This is a genomic window from Streptomyces sp. NPDC033174 (genome assembly GCF_055577795.1).
The window spans coordinates 539,907-561,218 of the sequence record NZ_JBVIPQ010000005.1; the positions used below are offsets into that span (position 1 = coordinate 539,907).

At 74.2% G+C, this 21,312-nt stretch carries 21 protein-coding genes; 11 read left to right on the plus strand and 10 right to left on the minus strand.

Annotation, left to right across the window (positions count from 1 at the left end; all coding sequences use genetic code 11):
- Positions 1 to 29: 29 nt before the first annotated feature.
- The gene (locus ACZ5VC_RS19275) at positions 30 to 2,051 is read left to right on the plus strand and encodes a DUF5107 domain-containing protein (protein WP_469121212.1); all 2,022 of its coding nucleotides are present in this window, start codon (positions 30 to 32) and stop codon (positions 2,049 to 2,051) included.
- A gap of 208 nt (positions 2,052 to 2,259) precedes the next feature.
- On the opposite strand, the gene ACZ5VC_RS19280 is transcribed toward ACZ5VC_RS19275, so the two are convergent.
- The 4 genes from ACZ5VC_RS19280 to ACZ5VC_RS19295 all read right to left on the minus strand — a co-directional run bounded on the left by ACZ5VC_RS19280 (position 2,260) and on the right by ACZ5VC_RS19295 (position 5,838).
- Positions 2,260 to 2,607, minus strand: coding sequence for a VOC family protein (locus tag ACZ5VC_RS19280; RefSeq protein WP_468703777.1), 348 nt, complete (start codon positions 2,605 to 2,607; stop codon positions 2,260 to 2,262).
- Positions 2,608 to 2,617: 10 nt separating this feature from the next.
- Positions 2,618 to 3,439: a class I SAM-dependent methyltransferase gene (locus tag ACZ5VC_RS19285; protein WP_469121213.1), complete on the minus strand. Its 822-nt coding sequence runs from the start codon at positions 3,437 to 3,439 to the stop codon at positions 2,618 to 2,620.
- Between the two features lie 192 nt (positions 3,440 to 3,631).
- The gene (locus ACZ5VC_RS19290; RefSeq protein WP_469121330.1) at positions 3,632 to 4,204 is read right to left on the minus strand and encodes a GNAT family N-acetyltransferase; all 573 of its coding nucleotides are present in this window, start codon (positions 4,202 to 4,204) and stop codon (positions 3,632 to 3,634) included.
- A gap of 107 nt (positions 4,205 to 4,311) precedes the next feature.
- On the minus strand, positions 4,312 to 5,838 hold the full coding sequence (locus ACZ5VC_RS19295) for a phosphatase PAP2 family protein (protein WP_469121214.1): 1,527 nt from the start codon (positions 5,836 to 5,838) through the stop codon (positions 4,312 to 4,314).
- A gap of 432 nt (positions 5,839 to 6,270) precedes the next feature.
- Between ACZ5VC_RS19295 and ACZ5VC_RS19300 the strand changes: the two genes are divergently transcribed.
- Together ACZ5VC_RS19300 and ACZ5VC_RS19305 are read left to right on the plus strand one after the other, a co-directional pair.
- Positions 6,271 to 7,518 carry an aminotransferase class I/II-fold pyridoxal phosphate-dependent enzyme gene (locus tag ACZ5VC_RS19300; RefSeq protein WP_469121215.1) on the plus strand — a complete coding sequence of 416 codons (1,248 nt, stop codon included), beginning with the start codon at positions 6,271 to 6,273 and terminating at the stop codon, positions 7,516 to 7,518.
- 23 nt (positions 7,519 to 7,541) lie between these two features.
- Positions 7,542 to 8,726, plus strand: coding sequence for an MBL fold metallo-hydrolase (locus ACZ5VC_RS19305; protein ID WP_469121216.1), 1,185 nt, complete (start codon positions 7,542 to 7,544; stop codon positions 8,724 to 8,726).
- A gap of 306 nt (positions 8,727 to 9,032) precedes the next feature.
- Here ACZ5VC_RS19305 and ACZ5VC_RS19310 read toward each other — a convergent pair whose 3' ends face one another.
- A complete protein-coding gene (locus tag ACZ5VC_RS19310; protein WP_469121217.1) occupies positions 9,033 to 9,668 on the minus strand; it encodes a DedA family protein in 636 nt (211 codons plus the stop codon).
- Positions 9,665 to 10,432, minus strand: a complete 768-nt coding sequence (locus ACZ5VC_RS19315) for an MBL fold metallo-hydrolase (RefSeq protein ID WP_469121218.1) — start codon at positions 10,430 to 10,432, stop codon at positions 9,665 to 9,667. Before ACZ5VC_RS19315 ends, ACZ5VC_RS19310 begins: the two co-directional genes overlap by 4 nt.
- A 175-nt stretch (positions 10,433 to 10,607) precedes the next feature.
- Between ACZ5VC_RS19315 and ACZ5VC_RS19320 the strand changes: the two genes are divergently transcribed.
- From ACZ5VC_RS19320 to ACZ5VC_RS19335, 4 genes are all read left to right on the plus strand, one after another.
- A complete protein-coding gene (locus ACZ5VC_RS19320; protein WP_469121219.1) occupies positions 10,608 to 11,012 on the plus strand; it encodes a hypothetical protein in 405 nt (134 codons plus the stop codon).
- 208 nt (positions 11,013 to 11,220) lie between these two features.
- Entirely contained in the window at positions 11,221 to 13,392 is a 2,172-nt protein-coding gene (locus ACZ5VC_RS19325; protein ID WP_469121220.1) for a phage holin family protein, read from the plus strand.
- Between the two features lie 111 nt (positions 13,393 to 13,503).
- Positions 13,504 to 13,845 (plus strand): hypothetical protein, encoded by a 342-nt coding sequence (locus ACZ5VC_RS19330; protein ID WP_469121221.1) that lies wholly within the window; start codon positions 13,504 to 13,506, stop codon positions 13,843 to 13,845.
- Positions 13,846 to 13,895: 50 nt separating this feature from the next.
- Positions 13,896 to 14,048: a hypothetical protein gene (locus ACZ5VC_RS19335; protein ID WP_469121222.1), complete on the plus strand. Its 153-nt coding sequence runs from the start codon at positions 13,896 to 13,898 to the stop codon at positions 14,046 to 14,048.
- A 78-nt stretch (positions 14,049 to 14,126) separates the two neighbouring features.
- On the opposite strand, the gene ACZ5VC_RS19340 is transcribed toward ACZ5VC_RS19335, so the two are convergent.
- Positions 14,127 to 15,341 carry a low temperature requirement protein A gene (locus ACZ5VC_RS19340; RefSeq protein WP_469121223.1) on the minus strand — a complete coding sequence of 405 codons (1,215 nt, stop codon included), beginning with the start codon at positions 15,339 to 15,341 and terminating at the stop codon, positions 14,127 to 14,129.
- A 242-nt stretch (positions 15,342 to 15,583) separates the two neighbouring features.
- Here ACZ5VC_RS19340 and ACZ5VC_RS19345 point away from each other — a divergent pair, with 242 nt between their 5' ends.
- A complete protein-coding gene (locus tag ACZ5VC_RS19345; RefSeq protein WP_469121224.1) occupies positions 15,584 to 16,009 on the plus strand; it encodes a hypothetical protein in 426 nt (141 codons plus the stop codon).
- Here ACZ5VC_RS19345 and ACZ5VC_RS19350 read toward each other — a convergent pair.
- Complete coding sequence (locus ACZ5VC_RS19350) at positions 15,999 to 16,808, minus strand: helix-turn-helix domain-containing protein (RefSeq protein WP_469121225.1); 810 nt, start codon at positions 16,806 to 16,808, stop codon at positions 15,999 to 16,001. The genes ACZ5VC_RS19345 and ACZ5VC_RS19350 overlap by 11 nt on opposite strands.
- Positions 16,809 to 16,948: 140 nt before the next feature.
- Between ACZ5VC_RS19350 and ACZ5VC_RS19355 the strand changes: the two genes are divergently transcribed.
- Entirely contained in the window at positions 16,949 to 17,251 is a 303-nt protein-coding gene (locus ACZ5VC_RS19355) for a 4a-hydroxytetrahydrobiopterin dehydratase (protein ID WP_469121226.1), read from the plus strand.
- A 48-nt stretch (positions 17,252 to 17,299) separates the two neighbouring features.
- On the opposite strand, the gene ACZ5VC_RS19360 is transcribed toward ACZ5VC_RS19355, so the two are convergent.
- On the minus strand, positions 17,300 to 18,154 hold the full coding sequence (locus tag ACZ5VC_RS19360; protein ID WP_469121227.1) for a Rossmann-fold NAD(P)-binding domain-containing protein: 855 nt from the start codon (positions 18,152 to 18,154) through the stop codon (positions 17,300 to 17,302).
- A 96-nt stretch (positions 18,155 to 18,250) separates the two neighbouring features.
- On the opposite strand from ACZ5VC_RS19360, the gene ACZ5VC_RS19365 reads away from it, so the two are divergent.
- Positions 18,251 to 19,192, plus strand: a complete 942-nt coding sequence (locus tag ACZ5VC_RS19365) for an AraC family transcriptional regulator (protein ID WP_469121228.1) — start codon at positions 18,251 to 18,253, stop codon at positions 19,190 to 19,192.
- A gap of 70 nt (positions 19,193 to 19,262) precedes the next feature.
- Positions 19,263 to 20,207, plus strand: a complete 945-nt coding sequence (locus ACZ5VC_RS19370) for a methyltransferase (RefSeq protein WP_469121229.1) — start codon at positions 19,263 to 19,265, stop codon at positions 20,205 to 20,207.
- Between the two features lie 42 nt (positions 20,208 to 20,249).
- Here ACZ5VC_RS19370 and ACZ5VC_RS19375 read toward each other — a convergent pair whose 3' ends face one another.
- On the minus strand, positions 20,250 to 21,269 hold the full coding sequence (locus ACZ5VC_RS19375; protein ID WP_469121230.1) for a GlxA family transcriptional regulator: 1,020 nt from the start codon (positions 21,267 to 21,269) through the stop codon (positions 20,250 to 20,252).
- Between the last annotated feature and the right edge of the window lie 43 nt (positions 21,270 to 21,312).

Here is a 21,312-nt window from a genome sequence, read left to right on the forward strand (position 1 = left end):
GGCGCGGACCGCCGTGTTCCATGGTCGGCATGACCACCGTGCGACGCGCCGTACTCACCCTCCCCGGGGCTCCGCTGGGCCAGGAGAACCCGCTGCCGCCCCTGCGCCCACGAGACGCGATCCCCACGCTCCCGGCACGCCTCCGGCAACAGGGGGCGGATGACGTCCGGCGCGCCCTGCCGCGCGATGTGCCGCGTGACATGGCGCGCCAGACCGGGTACGAGCCGCTGCGCACCCTGCTCCCCACCCGCGTCCAGGACGGCTACGGACGCGAGCGCGAGGCCATGGACCTCGACACGATCGTGATCGAGAACGACCGGCTCCGGGTGACGGTACTGCCCGGTCTCGGCGGCCGGATCCACTCCCTGCACCACAAGCCGACCGGGCGGGAACTCGTCCACCGCAACCCGGTGTTCCAGCCCGCCGACTTCGCCCTCAACGGCGCCTGGTTCTCCGGCGGCATCGAGTGGAACATCGGCGCCACAGGACACTCCGCCCTTTCCTGCGCGCCCCTCCACGCGGCGATCGTCCCCGCACCGGACGGCGGCGAGATGGTCCGCCTCTGGGAATGGGAGCGGCTGCGCGACCTGCCGTTCCAGGTGGATCTGTGGCTGCCCGAGGGCTCCGACTTCCTCTACGCCGGCATCCGGGTACGCAATCCGCACGAGCGCCCCGCGCCCGTCTACTGGTGGACCAACATCGCCGTACCGGAGGACGGCCGCGTCCTCGCCCCCGCCGGCCACGCCTGGCACCACGGCTACGAACGCACACTGCGCCGGGTGCCCGTACCGGAGTCCGAGGGCGTCGACCGCAGCTATCCGCTGCGCAGCGAGTGTCCCGCCGACTACTTCTACGACGTCCCCGACACCGCCCGCCGCTGGATCGCCTCCCTCGACACGACGGGCGCGGGGTTCGTACAGACCTCCACCGACCTGCTGCGCGGACGCAAGCTGTTCCTCTGGGGCAGGGGCCGCGGTGGACGGCGCTGGCAGGAGTGGCTCACCGAGCCCGGCACGCCCGGGTACGCGGAGATACAGGCCGGCCTGGCCAGGACCCAGCTGGAGCATCTGAAGCTGGAGGGCGGCGAGGAGCTCAGCTGGCTGGAGGCGTACGGCCCGCTGGCGGCCGACGCCCGGGCCGTGCACGGCGACGACTGGGGAGCGGCGCGCGCGGAGGCCGAGCGGCGCCTCGAAGAGGCCCTGCCGCGCGCCGACGTGGACAGCGCCTACCGGGCGTGGCGGACCCGCGCCGACACCGCGCCGGTGACGCCCCTCGCCACCGGGTCGGGCTGGGGAGCGCTGGAAGTCCTGCGCGCGGGGCACAAACTGCCCGGCACCCCCTTCGACGAGTCGACGCTCGGGGACGAGCAGGCGCCGTGGCTCGCGCTGTTGCACACCGGCGTCCTGCCCGCCCCGCGCCGTGTCGTCCCGCCGGGCCCGTCGCTCGTCGCGCCCCACTGGCGGGACATGCTGGAGACCGCCCCGGCCGAGCCGCACACCGAGTACCACCTCGGCGTCGCCCAGTGGCACGCCGGAGACCTCGCCCAGGCCGTCCGCAGCTGGGAGCGGGGTCTCCGGCTCGCCCCCTCACGCTGGCCGCTGCTGCGCTGTCTCGCGGTCGCCGACCGCGAGGGCGGCCATCTCTCCAGGGCCGCGGAACGCTATGCGGAAGCCTTCGACGACCTCTGCGAGGAGCGTCGCGACCACGGCGCCGCGTGGACGGCGGCGACGGTCGCGTTGGCCCGCGAGGCCCTCACCACCCTGCTGGCCGCCCAGCGCCCGGACAAGGCGCGAACCATCTGGCAGCACCTTCCCGAGGCGGTGCGGGAGCGGGGCGCGTTCCGGCTGATCGACGCCCAACTGCTCCTCGCGGAGGGCGACCCGGCGGCGGCGCGCGCGGTCTTCGACGACGGCTTCGAGGTGGCGGACCTCCGGGAGGGCGCGGAAACCCTGGCGGAGGTGTGGACGTCCCTGACGGACGAACCGCTCCCGGAGCGCTACGAGTTCCGGATGCGGCCGGACGGCGGGGATGGGGGACCGGCCGGCTCGTAGGGCGCCGGCGCCGGCGCCGTATGCCGACAGCCGGTGCCGGGCGGAGGAGCGCCACCCGGATCGGGCGAAGGCTGGGCGCGGCGCCGCCGTGCCGGCCCGCCGCAGCCCACTGCCTTCCGGCCGGGGCCGCCCCTCGGGCGGCGGGCGGCGCCGGCCGAGGGGCCGCCGCCGTCCTACGGCCGCACGGGGCGCGCCGAACCGTCGGGGCTCAGCTCCGGCGGTCGACGTACTCGAAGACCGAGCCGTCCGGGTGGACCGCGAGCAGATTGCGGCCCACCGGGGTGGGGACCGGGCCGGCGACGATCTTCGCGCCGATCTCGCTGAGCGTGGCGTACGCGGTGTCCACGTCGTCGACGGCGATCGTCGCCGAGACCTTGCGGAGTATCTCCAGCTCCTCCTCGGGACCGCTCATCAGCAGGAAGCATCCGACGGCCGCGACCGACACGCCTCCGCGCTCGAAGCGCAGGGCCTGCCCGCCGGTGAGGCGCTCGTAGAAGAGCACCGAGGCTTCCAGGTCATCGACGCAGACGCGCAGCGTGGTACCGAGAATCTCCATACGGAGAAGCCTAGTTGACCCGGCAGAGGATCTCCCCGTGCGGGACCATGAACCAGGCGTCGTCCTGGCGGCCCCACTCCCGCCAGCCCTCCGCGATCTCCGTCAGCCGCTCGGGAGTGGTGTGCCCGCCGTCCACCGCCAGTCGCGCGTACACCGACGCGGTCGTACGGTCCGCCCACAGCCCACTCCACCAGGCACGTTCCTCGGGTGTGGCGAAGCACCAGGTCGCGGCGGTGGCCCTGATGTCGGTGAAGCCGGCCTGCCGGGCCCAGGAGAACACCCGTCGGCCGGCGTCCGGCTCGCCGCCGTTGGCGCGGGCCACCACCCGGTACAGCTCCTGCCACTTGTCCAGAGCGGGCAGTTGGGGGAACCAGGTGAAGGCCGCGTAGTCGCTGTCGCGCGCCGCGACGACGCCGCCGGGGCGGCACACCCGCCGCATCTCGCTCAGCGCCCGCACGGGGTCTCCGACGTGTTGCAGCACCTGGTGGGCGTGCACGACATCGAAGGAGTCGTCGGGGAAGTCCAGCGCGTGGACATCGGCGACCGCGAACCGCACGTTGTTCATGCCCCGTTCGGCGGCGACCTCGCGCGCCCGGTCGAGTACGTCCTCGGCGTGGTCCACGGCCGTCACCCGGCCGGGGGCGACCCGCTCGGCCAGGTCGGCGGTGATCGTGCCCGGCCCGCAGCCCACGTCCAGCACGTCCAGTCCCGGGCGCAGTTCGGGGATGAGATAGGCGGCCGAGTTGGCGGCGGTGCGCCAGCGGTGCGAGCGCAGCACCGACTCGTGGTGACCGTGGGTGTAGACGGCGGTTTCCCGGCGCGCGTACGTCATGACCGGACTCCCTCTCGTGAAGTGGTGTCACCACGGTACGGCGCCGTGTCGCATCATGAGATATGCGTCTTGAAATGTGGACGGCGGCGAGCTGCGGCATGGGGGTCCGTCCGCGAAGCCGACTCCCAGGGGAGGCAGTTGCCTCGAAGTGAGCGCCCTCAGTCGCCGGACCCGCCGCCGTGGCCGAGTGGCTCAGCGGTCCGCCTGGTGGCGCACCTCGCCGTCCTGGCGTACGTCCGTCGGGGCGAGCCCGGCCCACGCGGCGACGGCGGCCGACGCGTGGTGATCCGGGTGCACATGGGCGATCACCCGCTTCACGGGCCGGGCCCAGAGCCAGTCGACGAGCGCCCGGGCCGCCTCCCGGGCGATTCCCCGCCCCTGCCAGGGTGTGCCGATCACCCAGGCCACTTCCGCCGTCCGCGGATCGCCTCCGGTGACCGTCGCCTGGACGGTGCCGACCGGGGCTCCGTCACCCGGGCTCCCGTCCTCGCGCAGCAGAACGACCCAGTTGCACCAGGAGACGGCGGGATCGGCCGGACCGGCGAGCATCCGCTCGTACCGGGTGCGCAGCTCGGTGACGGTGGCGGGAGCGCCGCCGATGAAGGTGTGCAGAGCGGGGTCCCCGAGCACCCGGGCCATCACCTCGGCGTGTTCGGCACGCAGCGGCGCCAGGAGCAGTCGCGCGGTGCGGACGGGCTCGGCGACGACCGCGGGCGCGGGGCCGGGACTGGGCGCGGGACTGGGCGCGGGCACGGGATTGGGCATGGGTGTTGGCGGCATGTGCGTGGGCATGGGCCGAGTGTCACCCCGTCCAGCGCGCGCGGCCACTGCTTTTGCCCCGGCGCCGGGGCGGGGCGGAGCCTTCCGCGAGGCTACGAGAACGCCCTCGGGCAGTACACGACCAGCGCCTCGGCCGCCTTGTCGACCGTCAACTCACCTGACGTCTCCATCACTTCGCCGTCGAAGGCAACCGGTGTCCGGGGAGCGAGCGAGGCGATCCGCATCCGGCGCACCGTACGGGCTGCGTGGACCGGGGAGCGGCTCAGCGGACCGGCGAACGCGGCCGCGAGGAGCCGCAGGCCGGGCAGCCGGCCGCCGTGCACCACCCGTACATCGAGCAGGCCGTCCGCCAGATCGGCGCGCCGGGCGGGCGCGGGCCCCACGCTTCCGTACACGCCGTTGCCGGCGAACAGGAGCCACAGAGGCCGCCGTTCCCCGCGCAGTTCCGCCTCCAGCGGGTGCTCGCCGCGCAGCACCCGCACGGCGGCCAGCACACCGGCCGGCCATCCGCCGATGCGGGGCGACCAGCGCTCCCGCAGCCGCACCAGTTCCGGATACACGCCGAGACTGAAGGTGTTGAGGAAGTAGCCGTACGGCTCACCGTCCGGGCCGGGGGAGAAGCGTCCGAGATCGACCCGCACCGCATCGCCCGAGGCCAGCGCCGCGCAGGTGTCGGCGACCGACTCGATCCCCAGGTCCTGGGCGAAGTGGTTCAGCGTGCCGCCGGGGAAGACCGCGAGCGGCACCCCGCGCCGCGCGGCGACCGGTGCCGCCCGGTTCACCGTCCCGTCGCCACCGAGGACGCCCAGCGCGCGGCACACGTCGGCCGCCTTCGCCAGCTCCCGTGACACGTCCTCGGGGTCGCACTCCACCACCTCGGCGAGCGGCAGGGCCTTGCGCACCAGGTCGGCCCCCTCCGATGAACCCGACGCCCGGTTCACCACGACGACCAGGCCCTCGCCGGCCGGCAGGGCGGGAGCGTCGGTGTGCGGGCGCCCCGGCTCCGGCGTCTGGGGCCGGGTGGGTGCGAACCCGCGCAGCGCGAACGCCGCGCCCACCCCGAGCGCCGCGCCCACCAGGACATCGCTCGGATAGTGCACTCCGGTGTAGACGCGGGACAGTGCCACCGCGCCGGCCACCGGCGCGACGGCCGCTCCCCAGCCCTTCGACTCCAGGGCGACACCCGTGGCGAAGGCGGCGGCGGACGCCGCGTGCCCTGACGGGAACGACGTGGTGAACGGCTGCTTCTTCAGCTGCCGCATCAGCGGTACGCCGTCCAGGAGGGGGCGCGCCCGGCGCACCGAGCGCTTGCCCACCGTGTTGATCGCGGCCGAGGCGAGCGCCAGCGACGCCACCCCCCGCACGGCGGCCCGCCGGGACCGCGCGCTGCCGCCCAAGGCCGCGATCGCCGCGGCTGTGCCGAACCACAGCACACCGTGGTTGGCGGCGCGGCTCAGCCGGGGGAGCACCGGGTCCGCGCCCGGCCAGTGGCGTCGCGCCACCCGGTCGAAGACCTCACGGTCCCAGTCCCCGAGCAGGGCGGTGATCCGGGCCCGCGCCGACTGGGGGACGGCGCGCGGAAGCGGGCTCGTGGCGGGCTGAGCGTGCGTTTCGGACATGGCACGCGGGTACCCCCGAGTCCCACGGTCCAAGCGGACGCGGCGGAGAGTCACCAGGAGGGCCGTCGGCAGCGCTGCCGGAGGGCCCCGCCCCGCGCCGACCGGCATGAACCGCGAGGGGAGAGCGTACGAGCGCTTCCCTTCGGCGCCACCTGCCCGCGTAATCGGCGATCTGCCCGTGGACGGGCGGCATCACCTCACCGGCCGCGCCCGATCCGCCGTGGCACCCGTCCGCGCGGAGCCGGCGGCTGCCGTCCCGCATCACCGACGCGGCGGGCACCACGCGGCCGGCCCGGAGGGTCCACAACACCGGGGCCATCTCTTCCACGCGCGTGTCCGGCACCCGGTCGCCTCCATCTGAGGCGGCGAACCCTCACGAACCTCCGTATAAAGGGCACAGGAAGCAGGGCTCGAAGCGTCGGAGGTACAGCCATGCGGCAGGCGGCTCCGGAAGGGCACGGCCCCGTGCGGTACGGACCCCCCGCCCCCGAGCCGGGACTCCCGGTTCTGCCCGAGCTGGCCGCCGTCCTCGCAGCCGCCGCCGGCGGCCCCGGGGCGGAACCCCCCGGCGGCGGCCCGCTCCTGCGGGAGGCGGCCGCCGGCTACTGGTGGCGGCGGGGTCTGCGCGGCCACCCCGAGGACGTGGCCGCCGCACCCGGCCCGCAGCCCCTGCTGCTGGCCCTGATCGCGGCGCACGGCGGCGACGTCCTGCTGCCCCGGCCCTGCCCCGCCTGGTGGACGCCGCAGGCCCGGCTGCTGGGGCAGCCCGCCTACCACGTGCCGACCGCCGCCGAGTGCGGAGGCGTGCCCGATCCGTTCGCGCTCCTGGAGACCGTCCGCAGGGTGCGCGCCGAGGGCGGCCGGCCGACGCTGCTCCTGCTCTCCGTCGCCGACGACCCCACCGCCACCGTCGCGCCGCCGGAGCTCGTGCGCGAGGCCTGCGAGGCGGCCGTCGCCGAGGGGCTGCACATCATCAGCGACGAGACCTGGCGCGACACCCTGCACCGGCCGCACGACACGGTCGTCGTCAGCCCCGCCGAGATGTGCCCGGACGATGTCACCGTGTTGTGCGACCTTGCGGGGGCGCTCGCCCCGGCGGCCTGGCCCCTCGCCGTCGCCCGATTCCCGCCCGCGGCCCCGTCCGCGGGACGCCGCGCCCGTACGCTCGACATCCTCACCGCCCTCGGCGCCGTCATCGCCGCCCCGCTCGCCGCGGCGGCCGCGCACGCCCTCGGCGAACCGGGCGCGGTCACCGACCGGAACGACGCAGCGAACGCCCTCCACGCACGCGTCGCGGCCGCCGTCCACGGGGTGGTCCTCGCGGCGGGGGCGCTGGCCCGGCCTCCGCAGGCGGGCCGCCATCTCTACGCCGACCTCGGCCCGCTCCGGGCGGGCCTCGCCGCGCGCGGTGTCACCGACTCCATGGAGCTGGAGGAACACCTCACCGGCCGTCTCGGCGTCCCCGTGCCCGGCGGCCACCGCTTCGGTGACGAGCTGGGCGCGCTGCGGGTGCGCCTGTCCACCGGGCCGCTGCTCGGGGCCACCCCCGGGGAACAGCTGGAGTCCCTCTCCGCGCCGGAGCCTCTCGAACTGCCTCACGTAGTGAGGGCGTTGAGAACCTTCGCGTCGGCCTTCGAAGAACTGAGCACCGAGGAACCACGCATCGAGGAACCGGGTTGAATCGCCGAGAACGGAGTCCGCGGATGACGGAAGAGACGGCGGGGACGACTGGTACGACCCGTACGACCCCCGATACGGACGAGCTGGACGTGACGGGCCCGAACGCGGGTACGGGAACCGTGCCCGACACGGCTACGGGCCCGGCCACGGACGGGGAGGCGAGCCGTGCCAAGGGCGCGGGCGGCCCGGCGGGCGTGGAGGTGGCGATGCCGGCCCCGGAGCAGCAGCGGCCGGGGCGTGCCACGGGTCATCTGCAGGTCCTCGGCCTGGTCCGCGACTGGCCGCCCACCTTCGCCGACCGGCTGACCGCCCCGCTCCCCGGCGTGCGCGCCGTGGCCCGGCTCGCCCGTGAGGGCGCCGTGCGCCCGGGGCCGGAGGGGCTGCGTTCCATCCCGCTGCTGCCGTTCGCGCCCGGCCCGCTGCCGGTCGTGGACGCCGGCACCGTCGCGGTGACCTGGGCCGGCCACGCCAGCTGGGTGGTCCGGACCGGCGGGCTGACCGTCCTGACCGACCCCGTCTGGTCCCGCCGGATCCTCGGCACCCCCGCCCGGATCACCCCGGTCGGAGTGCGCTGGCAGGACCTGCCCCCGGTCGACGCGGTCGTCATCAGCCACAACCACTACGACCATCTCGACGCCCCGACCCTGAAGCGGCTGCCACGTGAGACACCGGTCTTCTGTCCGGCCGGCCTCGGCCGCTGGTTCCGTCGGCGGCGCTTCACCCGGGTCACCGAGCTCGACTGGTGGGAGGCGGCCGAACTGGACGGTGTCCGTTTCGACTTCGTCCCCGCCCACCATTGGTCCAAGCGCACCCTCACCGACACCTGCCGTTCGCTGTGGGGCGGCTGGGTGCTCACGGACCGGCTCGACCGGCGCGTCTACTTCGCCGGAGACACCGGCTACGGCCACTGGTTCAAGGAGATCGGCCGCCGACATCCGGACATCGACCTGGCGCTGCTCCCGATCGGCGCGTACGAGCCCCGCTGGTGGCTGCGGGACGTGCACACGGACCCGGAGGAGGCGGTCCGGGCGTTCGAGGACCTCGGGGCGCGGCGGATGGCGCCGATGCACTGGGCGACGTTCGTGCTCTCCTCGGAGCCGGTCATGGAACCGCTCACTCGGGTCCGCGCCGCGTGGGAGCGGGCCGGCCTGCCCCGCGAGGACCTCTGGGACCTGCCGATCGGCGGCTCCCGGGTGCTGCCGGACTGACCTCGGGGCGCCGCTTCCGGTGCCGGGCCCCGGCCCGATCCGGCCCCGGCCCCTTGCGGGAGCGGCACCCGGCGAGCGGCGGCTGCGAGCGGCGCCCGGCGCGTGACGCCTGACGGCTGACGGCTGGAGTCCCCGCACCCGGGCCTCACGCCGATGACCGGAGTCCCCGCGGCCCCGGCCTCACGCCTGACGCCTGGGGCCCCGCACCCCGCGCCCCGCCCCCCGGGCCTCACGCCGATGACCGGAGTCCCCGCGCCCCCGGCCTCCGTCTGACGGCTGAAGCCCCCGCGCCCCGCCCCCCGGGCCTCACGCCTCACGGCCGGAGTCCTCCGCCCCCGCCCCCCGGAGCCTTCGCCACAGCGCCGGCACCACGCTGATCAGCAGCGCCAGGCCCACCGCCGCCACCACGCCCTCCCACGGCTCGGGGAAGAGCGAACCGCCCAGAATGCCGATCAGCTGGTACGTCGCCGCCCACGCCAGGCACGCCGGCACGTCCCCCTTGGCGAACCGCCGCAGCGGCATCCGCGTCAGCAGGCACGCGAGCATCACCGGTATGCGTCCCGCCGGCACCAGCCGTGACAGCACCAGCACCGACACCTGATGGGTCCGCAGCTTGACCCGCGCCTGCTCCAGACGGTCGGGCGCGGCCCGGCCGAGCAAAACCGCCGGCCGGCGTGAGCCGTCACGCGGCAGACCGCGCTGCCCGAGCCAGTACAACGTCACATCTCCCAGGAACGCCGCGAACGCCGCCACCAGGAAGACGAACAGCAGCGTCAGCGGCGCGGTCTGGTGGAACGCCACCACCGCCGCCGAACTGACGACCGCGCCGGTGGGGATCACCGGCACCAGCGATCCGAGCGCCACCAGCAGGAACAGCGTCGGATAACCGACGGCCTGCTGTGTCGACTCGGGCGGCAACTGCCGCACGATCTCCCCGATCACCGGCCGACCTCCGGACGCGCCGTCTCGCCGTGCGCCAGCAGATGCACCCTCACGTCCGGTGCGAGCCGCGCCGCATGTCGTACGAACTCGTCCCCCGGCGCGTGGAATTCATGCGGCCGGACACCGTCCATCCCGATCGGCCAGTACGTCCCGTAGTGCACCGGCACCGCCGCGCCGGGGGCCAGGGACGCCAGGGCCTGCGCCGCCCGGCCCGCGTCCAGGTGGCCGTGCCCGAGGTAGGGGCCCCAGCCGCCGACCGGCAGCAGTGCCACGTCGACCGGCCCGACCGCGTCCGCCATCCCGTCGAAGAGCCCGGTGTCCCCCGCGAAGTAGGTGCGCGCCGCGCCCTCGATGACATATCCGAGCGCGGGGGAGCGGTGCGGTCCCACCGGCAGCCGCCGCCCGTCGTGCAGCGCGGGGACGGCCCGTACCGTCAGCGTCCGCACCTTCACCTCGTCGCCGGGCCCCACCTCGGCCACCCGCAGGCCGGTGAGGCGCCGCAGCCCGGGCACCGCCCGCGTCGCACCGCGCGGAACGACCAGGAGCGTGCCGGGCTCGATCCGGGACAGCGACGGCAGATGCAGATGGTCGGAGTGCAGATGCGAGATGAGCACGACGTCGGCCGACGCGGCGCGCGCGGGCGGCAGTTCACCGCGCCGCCGCCGCAGATGGGCCAGCCGGCGCACGAAGAGCGGGTCGGTGAGCACCCGGATCCCGGAGTCCTCGACCGTACAGGTGGCATGACCCCACCAGGTGACTTCCACCGGCCCGCACCTCCTCCTCGCTCCGGCGCCCCACCGCTCCGACCGGCCCGGCCCTCGGTACGAGCGTAAGTGTCCGGGGTCGCGAACGGGCGCCCGAGCCGGCGTCGCACGCCCTCCCCCGGCAGGGCGGGAGCGGAGTAGGGTCGGCGGTGAACAGCGTTACAGGGGGTTGGCCATGGACGGCGTACGGGCGGCGGCGATCGCCAGTCTGACCCCGCTGGAAGAACTCGACAGCGACCCCTTCCTGGTGGACACCCGCAGCCAGCACGCCATGTGCGCGCGATGGGCCGAGGACAAGGGCTGTGTCGTGGTGCGGCAGTTGCTCTTCTACGGTCTGCGCCCGGACCACGGCGGCCTGTGGGCGGATGTCGACGCCGGGACGGTGGACCTGTTCGTCGCCCCCAACGAGCGGGTCCTCGAACGGGCGTTCACCTCGGTACGGGATTTCGCGGCGGAGTGTGAGCGCCGGGGTGTACGCCTGGAGACGGCCGGCCTCGACGAGCCGAGGTACGACGCGGCGATGAAGGCGGACGTACACCGCAGACTCTCGATGCCGACGGCCGGTTACAACGGCTGCTGAGCCACGGGCGGCCCACAGCAGGCCATGAGCGGTCGATGACCCTGGCCGTGGGCGGGTGACGGTCCGGCCGTGAGCGGTTGCGACCGGGCCCGGCGCTTGCGACCGGGGTCCATGGGCCGAGGCCGCGGCCCGAGACCGTTGTGCCACGCTTGAGGAAGGAAAGGGTGAAACGCGAACGGTCGAAACGCGAAGGGGCGGCGAGCGCGGCGTGGACGACGGGCGATGGCGGAGGGCGGGCAGCGCCCTGGGGCGAGTGCTGGTGGTCTGGGCGGTGTCCAGCCTGACCCTGCTGGCCCTCGCCGGGATCCTGCCGGACTTCCGGCTCCAGTCGGACGACGGCGACAGCGTCACGAGGACCGCCGTCACGGCCGCCTGGGGCGCCGGCGCGTTCGGTCTGCTCGGCGCGCTGGTGTGGCCGGTGATCGTCCGCGCGCTGCTGCTCGTACCGGCCCTGGTCCTCGGTCTGCTGGTCTTCTTCCTCAACGGTTCGCTGCTCCTGATCGCGCTCTGGCTCATCCCCGACGGTCGCGGCGCCGCCGAGCCGGAGACGGCCGTCGTGGTCGCCGCGGTGATGTCCGCGGTGGCGTCGGCGACCTCCACCGCCCTCGCCGTGCGCGACGACACCGCCTACCGGCGCAGGCTCTACCGGCTCGCCGACCGCAAGCGCCGCCGCACGGGCGCGGACGCCGGGCCCGAGGCCCCTCCGGGCACCCTGTTCCTCCAGCTCGACGGTGTCGGCCACCATGTGCTCGAGGAGGCCGTCGCGGACGGTCTGATGCCGACGGTCGCGGGCTGGCTCGGTACGACCCACCGCCTCACGCCCTGGCGCACCGACTGGTCCAGCCAGACCGGCGCCAGCCAGCTCGGCATCCTCCACGGCTCCAACCACGACGTGCCCGCCTTCCGTTGGTACGAGAAGGACACCGGCCGGCTGATGGTCAGCAACCGGCCGGCGAGCGCCGTCGAGCTCCAGCGCCGCGCCGTCGCGCGCACCGGCGACGGCGGACTGCTCACCCTGGACGGCGCCGGCCGGGGCAACCTCTTCAGCGGCGGCGCCGAGCAGCTGGCCCTGGTCCTCTCGGTCGCTGCCCGCCGTGGCCGCCGCAACCGCTCCCGGGCGGGTTACTTCGCCTACTTCTCCGACCCCGCCAACGCCGTCCGGACGGCCGGCTCCTTCGTCGCCGAGGCCGTCCGGGAGATGGCACAGTCCGTCCGGGCGCGGCTTCGCAAGGAGACCCCGCGCGTCTCGCGCGGCGGCCTCTATCCGCTGATCCGAGCCTTCGCGACCGTCGTCGAACGGGACGTGGTGGTCGCCGCGGTGATCGGCGACATGCTGGTGGGACGTACCGCGATCTACGCCGACCTGGTCGCCTACGACGAGGTCGCCCACCATTCGGGGCCGCACGGCAGGGACGCCGAGAAGGTGCTCCAGCGGCTCGACCGGTCGGTCGCGCTGATCGCCAAGGTCGCCGAGCACGCGCCGCGCCCGTACCGGATCGTGCTCCTCTCCGACCACGGCCAGAGCCCCGGCGAGTCCTTCGAGGGACGGTACGGACTGAGCCTGAGGGATCTCGTCCGGGCCGGCTGCGGTCTGCCCGTGCCGCGCCGCGCGGGGCGCACCCGCAGCGGCTCGGAGGCCCGTGACGCTGCCCGCGACGCGCTGCGCAGCGCGCTGCACCGGCCCGTGGCGGAGGGCGACGAGGAGCGGCCGGCCAAGGGGTCCGACCCGGTCGTGTTGTCGTCCGGCAATCTCGGTCTGGTGTCCTTCCCCGACGTGCCGCACCGCATGACGCGCGAGGAGATCGACCGGCGTCACCCGGCGCTGCTGCGGACCCTCGCCAACCATCCCGGCATCGGGTTCCTGCTCGTGGCCGACGGAAAACACGGTTCCGTGGTGCTCGGCCGGGGGGACGTGGAGGTGCCGGTCGACGAGCTCGACGACGGGGGGCCGCTCGCCGCCTTCGGGACGGGCGCGGCGGAGGCGGTGCGGCGCACCGACGGCTTCCCGCACGTCGCGGACATCATGGTCAACTCGAGATACGACCCGGCGACCGGCGAGGTGCATGCCTTCGAGGAGCAGATCGGATCGCACGGAGGCATGGGCGGCGAGCAGACGCGGCCGTTCCTGCTGTCGCCGGTCGAACTGTCGGCGCCCGTGACCGACGGGTCCGAACTGGTGGGCGCCGAGCGGGTCCACGAGGTGCTCCGGCGGTGGCTGCGGGAGGGCAGCGGGCCGCAGGTGCCGGTCGGGACGGTGAAGGACTCACCGCCTCGGAGGGGAGCGGAAGAAGTTCTGATGGCGGCCCGGCGGGCACGCTCGGCGGATCCGACGCGGCAGGAACGAGGCGAGCGGTCGACACGGCCGGCCCGGTCGGAGTAACGCGCCGCGCCGGCGGGGCACGGGACATAGCCCGGACGAGCGGACCTCGGGACCGTCCCGGGCGAGCCCGGCGCGGGACGGGTAGGACGCAGGTCCAGGAGGACCGCGCCCATGCCCATGCCCCGCCAGGCCACCGCTGTGCGCCGCGCCGCAGTGGTGGCGCTGCTGGCGCTCGCCGCGTTCCTGGGCATCTCGGCGGGGACGCTCACCCCGGCCACCGCCGAACCCCGCCCCGCGGCCTCGGCCGCGCCCGACCCCTCCGGAGAGGCCCAGCAGGACACGGCCGAGACGGAGACCACGGCGCCGGGCCGGTGCCGCCGGGCCCGGCCCCCTGCCGCCGCGCGCCCGGTGGTCCTCCGCGGCCCCCGGACGGCTCCGCGCCCCGACGCCGGCGCCCCCACGGCAGGGACCCCGGCTCCGGTGGCCGTGCGGTGTGTGGTGCTGCGCTGCTGAGAGGTCCGTACCTCCCGCAGCCCGCATCCCCCACCGCAAGGAGCACAGTTATGCCCATCGATCCCTTCGCCGTCATGAACGCCCTGCTGCGCGCCGAGGCCGTCCGGGACCGCGCCCCGGAGGAACGCCGGAACGCGCGCGAGGAACGCGAGTCGACGGAGCCGCGGGAAGCCCGCTCGGAGAAGGGCACGCCGAGCCGCTGAGCCCGCCCCGACCGGCCGGCCCCGGCAGCTCGCACCTGCCGGGACCGGCTGCCCGCCACCGTCTCCCGGGGAGGAGGGTCAGGACGAGGGAGCGGTCTTCTCCGGCGCCGAAGCTCTCGCCGTCCGCCCGTGCAGCACCACGAGTCCCGTCACCCCCGCGCTCAGCAGTCCCAGCGCCAGCAGCGCCGGAACCAGGACGATCACCGCCCCGCCGAGCACACAGACCACCCCGCCGACGAGCAGCGCGGGCGACCAACGCCCGCCCGCCCGTGCGAGGATCGCCGCCGTCGCGAGCAGGAACAGTCCCGCCCCGCCCGTGAACGCCCAGGCGACCAGGCCGTGCAGCGGCTCCGACAGGCTGTAGTGGCCGGTGTCGGCGACCTGATGCAGGATCTTCTTCATCCCCAGCGCCAGTAGCACGACGCCGGCGACCAGCGGCAGATGCAGGAAGGTGTAGGCGTCCCGGGCGAACCGCGTGCGGTCGTCCCCCTCCAGCGCGGCGAGCCGGTGCTCCGCCACCTCGCCGACCTGACGGAAGTACAGCCGCCACAGCCCCGCCGACACCAGCAGGCCCGCCGCCACCGCCGCCAGGACCGGTGCGGTGAACGGGAAGTCGGCCATTCCGACGCCCATCGCGACGATCGACTCGCCGAGCGCGATGATGACGATCAGCCCGTACCGCTCGGCGAAGTGCCCCGGTGAGTTGACCCGCCAGCCCGACGAGCCGGTGACATAGACCCCGCAGTAGTCGACGACCACCGCGCCCAGCCACAGCCCGACCTGTCCGGCACCCGTGAACGCGGTCCCGGCCAACAGCAGCACCAGCGGCGGCGCCACCGACACGAGCGCCGTCCGGCGCAGGGTCCGGCGCAGCGCCGCGTCGCCCGGGGCGGACACCCAGTACGACGCCAGATGCAGCAGCCGCACCGCGCCGTAGCAGAGCACGAACACCAGCGGCGACGGCAGTCCGCCGGGCTTGTCCGCGTACGCCTCCGGAACCGTCAGCGACACGATCAGGACCACCGTCATCACCGCGACGAGCACGGCGAACATCGCTCCCGAGTCGGCCCGCACCACATTGCCGAGCCACGCGAAACAGCACCAGCACCACCACAGCAGCGCCAGCACCACCATCGCCCCGACCATCCGCAGCGGCGACGGCCCGGCGGCCATCAGGGCCGTGACCTGGGTGAGCGCGTACACGAAGACCAGGTCGAAGAACAACTCGGCGGGTGTGACGCGATGGTCGTCCCCGGTGGCTATCATCCGCGGCCGTTCACTGACCCTTGCCATGGCATCTCCCCCTCCACACGCCCGGACGGGCTGCCCGGCCGACCGGGCGCAGGATACCGACGCCTGCCAAACGCCCAGCGGGCCGAGCCCCGGCCGGGCATTACCTCCGGCGTAATCGACGCCTGCCTCCTGGCCCGGCATCGTGGGGTTCACCGGAACTCGGGCGGCGCACTCCGCTCGAGCTCCGGGCTCATGACCAGCCACTTCGCCCGCTCCCGCCCTCTGATGGAGGCTGATCCGCCATGTCCCAGGCCCTGCTCGCCGGCATCTCCCGTACCACCGAGCCGCAGTCGATGCTGCGGCGCTTCCTCGCCCTCGACGCCGCCGTCACCGGTGCCAACGGGCTGGCGTACGTGGCCTGGTCCGGGGCGCTCGGGGAGCTCCTCGGAGTCGACGCGGCGCTGCTGCTCGAACTTGGGGTGCTCCTCGTGGCGTTCGCCGTCGGGGTCGGGTGGCTCGCCGGCCGCGCGCGGCCCTCCGCGGTCGCCGTGAGGCTGGTGGTGGACGCGAACCTGATATGGGTCGCGCTCAGCGTCGTCGCCCTCGTCGCCTGGTTCACCCCGACCACCGCCGGTCTGCTGTGGATCCCGGTTCAGGCCGGCGCCGTCGCCGCTTTCGCCGCGCTCCAGTGGTCCGCGCTGCGCGCGGGCGCCGCCGCTACTGAGTGAGGGAACGCAGATAAGCGACCGTCGCCGGGTCGGCCGGGAGGAACGTCTCGATGGCCAGCTCGGCGACCGTCACGTCCGTCGGTGTGTTGAACGTCGAGATGGACGAGACGAAGGAGAGCACCCGCCCGTCGTGCTCGATCCGCAGCGGCAGCGCGAAACAGGGGTACGGGACCGGGTCCTCCCGGTCGCCCGGCTCGCCGGAAGGATCCGGCAGGGGATAGGCGACGACCTCCTCGTACAGCGTCCGCAGCGGCGCGGAGCGGGCGAGGCCGATCTGGCGTTCCATCTGGGCCAGCAGATGCCCGCGCCACTCGCGCAGATTCCGGATGCGGGGCGCGAGCCCCTCCGGGTGGAGCGTGATCCGCATGGCGTTCATCGGAGGAGTGAGCAGATGCTCCGGCAGCCCCGCCATGAGCATCCCGATCCCCCGGTTCGCCGCGACGACGGTGTACGAACCGTCCACGACGAGCGCCGGATACGGCTCGTACCCCTGGAGCAGGGTCTCGATCCCCTCCCGCAGGGTCTCCAGCGCCGGGTCGTCCAGCGACGACTCGGTGAACCGGGGCGCGTAACCGGCCGCGAGGAGCAGGTCGTTCCGGTCCCGGACCGGCACCTCCAGGTGGTCGGCCAGCCGCAGGATCATCTCCTCGCTCGGCCGGGACCGCCCCGTCTCCACGAACGAGATGTGGCGGGCGGAGGAGTCGGCGCGCAGGGCCAGCTCCAACTGGCTCAGCCGCCGGCGCTCGCGCCAGCCGCGCAACAGTGGCCCTACTCCCGTACCGCTCAGCACCGTTGTCATGGCGAGACCGTAACCCAGGGACGTGAACCGGCCGGGTGACACCCATGTGTTGACCCGGGGGCTCCGGGCCGGAGACCGTATCGTCACGGTCACTGACATCGCTGCCGTCACCGCCCGCACCGACCGGAGGGAGCCCGGCCATGCCCACAGAGCCGCTGTCGCAGAAGGAGATCGAGGACCGGCTGCGCGAACTGCCCGGCTGGAGCCTGGACGGCGACCGCATCGGGCGTACGTACCGCCTCGGTACCCACTTCGCGGCCACCGCCCTGGTCGTCCACGTGGCGCAGATCCAGGAGGAGCTGAACCACCACTCCGATCTGACCCTCGGCTACAACACCGTCGCGCTCGCCGTGAACAGCCACGACGTGGGCGGCATCACCGAGCGGGACTTCGCCCTGGCCCAGCGGGTGGACGCGATCGCCTCGGGGCACGGAGCGGAGTAATCCCCGGGAGAGCGGAGTAACCCCGGGGGAGAAACGCCCACTGGCCCCCTACCGCCAGGCCGCGGCGGCGAAGGACGCGAAGTCCTTCGGCGCCCGGCCCAGCACCCGCTCCACGCCGTTCGTCACCGAGGCGTTGTGACCGTCGAGCAACACGCCGAACAGCCCCGCCAGCCACTGTGCCTGCGGCAGCGGCAGCCCGTACTGCTCCAGCATGGCCGCGTACTCCTCCACGCTCACCGGCACGTACCGCACCTCGTGGCCCGTCGCCCGGGTAATCTCGTCCGCCACCTCGGTGAACGTCAGCAGCCGCGGCCCGGTCACCTCGTGCGTGCGGCCGGCGTGGCCGTCCTCCAGCAGGGTCGCGGCGATGACATCGGCGAGGTCGTCGGCGTCGATGAACGGTTCGGCGGTGGTGCCCGCCGGGAAGGCGATCTCGCCGGCGTGTACCGCCTCCGCGATCGCGCCCTCGTTGAAGTTCTGTGCGAAGAACGCCGCCCGCACGACCGTGAGTTCGACGCCGGTCGCGGCGGCCCGCAGAGCCTCCTCCGCGTGCGCCGCCTCCGGCTCACCGCGCCCGGACAGCAGCACCATGCGCCGTATGCCGTTCTCGGCCGCCAGCCGGCCGAAGCCATGCATGGCCTCGACCGCGCCCGGCGCCGCCAGATCCGGGTAGTACGCGACATAGGCACTGTCCGCGCCACGCAGCGCGGGGGCCCACGTCTCGGGCGCCTCCCAGTCGAAGCGGATCGCGCCCTTGCGGGAGCCGGATCGCACGTTCAGACCGTACGCCCGGAGCCTCTCCGCCACGCGCCGGCCGGTCTTGCCCGAGCCGCTGGTCACCAGCACGGTCCGGGTGGTGCGGGCGGTCATGGGCTGGGCCGTCATGTTCTGGTTCGTCGTCATGTCCCAAGACTGGCGGGGCCCGCTCGCTCTTCCCATGCTGCACAGGCTCAGTCCCATGCGTGTGCGTCTACGGCCGCGGCCTTAGGCTTCGGTCCCATGGACGCACTCGCCGGACTGCTCGACGGACCGCGGGCCAGGGGGGCCTTTCTGCTGCGGATGGTGATGGAACCCCCGTGGTCGGTACGGATCGAGGACCGCGCGCCGCTCTGCCTGATGTGTGTGACCGAGGGCGAGGCATGGATCGTGCCCGACTCGGGTGTCCCGGTGCTCGTGCGCCCCGGTGACGTCGCGATCGCCCGCGGCCCGGAGCCGTACACCGTCGCAGACACCCCGGACGGCCCGCCGCACGCCGTCATTGGCCCCGGCGGCACCTGTACGACGCTGAGGGGCGAGCCGCTGTCGCAGGCCATGCGGCTTGGCGTACGGACCTGGGGCAACGCCGCCGACGGTTCGACGACCATGCTCATCGGCACGTACCAGATGGACGGTGAGGTGAGCCGCCGGCTGCTCGACGCGCTGCCGCCACTGCTGCACATCCCGGCCGACGTCTGGAACTGCCCGCTCATGCCGGTTCTCGACGAGGAGATCTCCCGGGACGAGCCGGGGCAGAGCGTGGTCCTCGACCGGGTCCTGGACCTGCTGCTGATCGCCGTGCTGCGGGCCTGGTTCTCGCGGCCGGGCGCCGAGGCGCCCGCCTGGTACCGGGCCATGGGAGACCCGGTCGTCGGCCAGGCGCTGCGGCTGCTCCAGAACGACCCCGCCCACCCCTGGACGGTCGCCTCGCTTGCCGCCAAGTGCGGGGTGTCCCGGGCGGGCCTCGCGCGGCGCTTCTCCGGCCTCGTGGGGGAGACGCCGATGGCGTATCTCACCGGCTGGCGTCTCGCGCTCGCCGCCGACCTGCTGCGCGAGACGGACGCGACGGTCGAGTCGGTGGCGCGGAAGGTGGGTTACAGCGGTTCGTTCGCGCTGAGCGCGGCGTTCAAGCGGGTACGGGGCGTCAGCCCGCAGGAGCACCGCACGGGCCGGCGGCGCGACTGAGACGGACCCTCCGTTTGCCGAAGCGGCAACAATTCTCGCGTCCTGAGCCGATCCGGCGGACGCTGACGCCATGAGTCGTCACCACACCCATGACACCGCCGCTCAGAGCGGTCAGCCCAGCGGCCACCACGGCGGCCATCACGGCGGCCACCCAGGTGGGCACGCCGACAGCGCCGACGTCGACTGGAACGAGATGGCCACGCTCCTGGAGTGCCAGGCCGAGATCCAGAGCCCGCTCTACGCGCAGGCCGCGGCCTGGCTCGGCGAGCTGGCACCCGCCCACGGCGTACGCCGGATCCTCGACATCGGCAGCGGGCCGGGCGTCCTGACCTCCCTGCTCGCCGAGGCGTTCCCGGCTGCCGAGGTGGTCGCCGTGGACCCGAGCCCGAAGCTCCTGGAGCGCGCCCGGGCCCGCGCCGAGGCACGTGGGAACGGCTCCCGTGTCGCCACCCTCACCGCGCAACTCCCCGAGGACGTCGCTGACTTGGGGGAGGCGGATCTGATCTGGGCGGGAAACTCCCTGCACCACGTCGGCGACCAGCGTGCGGCGCTCGCCTCCCTGGCGCGGCTGCTGCGGCCGGGAGGCGTGATGGCCCTGGTCGAGGGCGGGCTGCCGGCCCGTCACCTGCCCTGGAACATCGGCATCGGCCGCCCCGGCCTGGAGGCCCGCATCGACGCCGCGAACAGCGACTGGTTCGGCCGGATGCGGGCCGCGCTGCCCGGCACGAAGGACGAGGTCGACGACTGGCGCGGGCTGCTGACCGCCGCCGGTCTCACGCCGAGCGGCACCCGGTCGTTCCTGCTCGACCTTCCGGCGCCGGTGCCCGACGCCGTACGGGAGCAGGTGGTCGCCGCGTTCGCCCATCAGCGGGGCGCTCTGGAGGGGCAGCTCGCGGCCGACGACCAAGAGGTCCTCGACCGGCTGCTCGACCCCGCGGACCCGCGGGGTCTGCACCGCCGTACGGACGTCTTCCAGCTGTCCGTCCGAACGGTCCACACGGCCCGCCGGGGCTGACCGGGGCCCACCCGGCCGATCCCTCGCACCCGGTGCGAGGGATCACCTCGGGCCGCCGCGGGCGGGAACCGGCGGCGCTTCCGTGTGGAACGTGCGCCGGTAGGCCGCGGGGGAGACCCCGACCAGGCTGCGCATGTGCTGGCGCAGCGAGTTGCCGCTGCCGAAGCCCGCACGGTCCGCGATGTGGTCCACCGGCAGATCGCTCGTCTCCAGCAACTGCTTGGCCAGCTCCAGGCGTTGGGCCGTGAGCCACTGACCGGGAGTGAGGCCGGACTCGTCGCGGAAGCGGCGGGTGAAGGTGCGGACGCTCATGCGCGCGTGACCGGCGAGCTCCGCCAGGGTGAGCGGCTGCTCCAGGCGCTCCAGTGCCCAGGCACGGGTCGGCGCGGTGGTCGAGGCCGACGGCTCGGGGACCGGCCGCTCGATGAACTGCGACTGCCCGCCGTCCCGCCAGGGCGCCACGACACAGAGGCGGGCCACCTGGTTGGCGGTGGCGCTGCCGTGGTCGCGCCGCACCAGATGCAGGCACAGGTCCACCCCGGCGGCGGCGCCCGCCGAGGTCAGGACGTCGCCGTCGTCGACGAAGAGCACATCCGCGTCGACCCGCACGCGGGGGAACAGCTTCTGGAAGTGGTCCGCCTCGACCCAGTGGGTGGTCGCGGCGCGGCCGTCGAGGAGACCGGCCGAGGCGAGCGCGTACGCACCCGTGCAGATCGAGACGATGCGCGCCCCGGGCCGGATGCGCGCCAGGGCACCCTTCAGCTCCGGCGCCATCACGCCTTCCTCGGCGTGCTGCCGCAGATGGTACGCGGGCGGTACGACGACGGTGTCGGCCTCCTCCAGCGCCTCGGGACCGTGCTCGACGCCGATCGAGAAACCGGCGTCGGTGCGGACGGGGGCGCCGTCCGGGGAGCAGACCCGTACGTCGTAGAGGGGCGTGCCGTCGGCCGAGTGCGCGCAGCCGAGGATTCGCGCGGGGATGCCCAGCTCGAAGGAGAGAACTCCGTCGAGCGCCAGCACGACCACGCGGTGGGGGCCGTCCGGCCCGGTCGAATCCTGCATGGCCAGATTCTGTCACATCATGGCCATCTGGCCAATACCACGT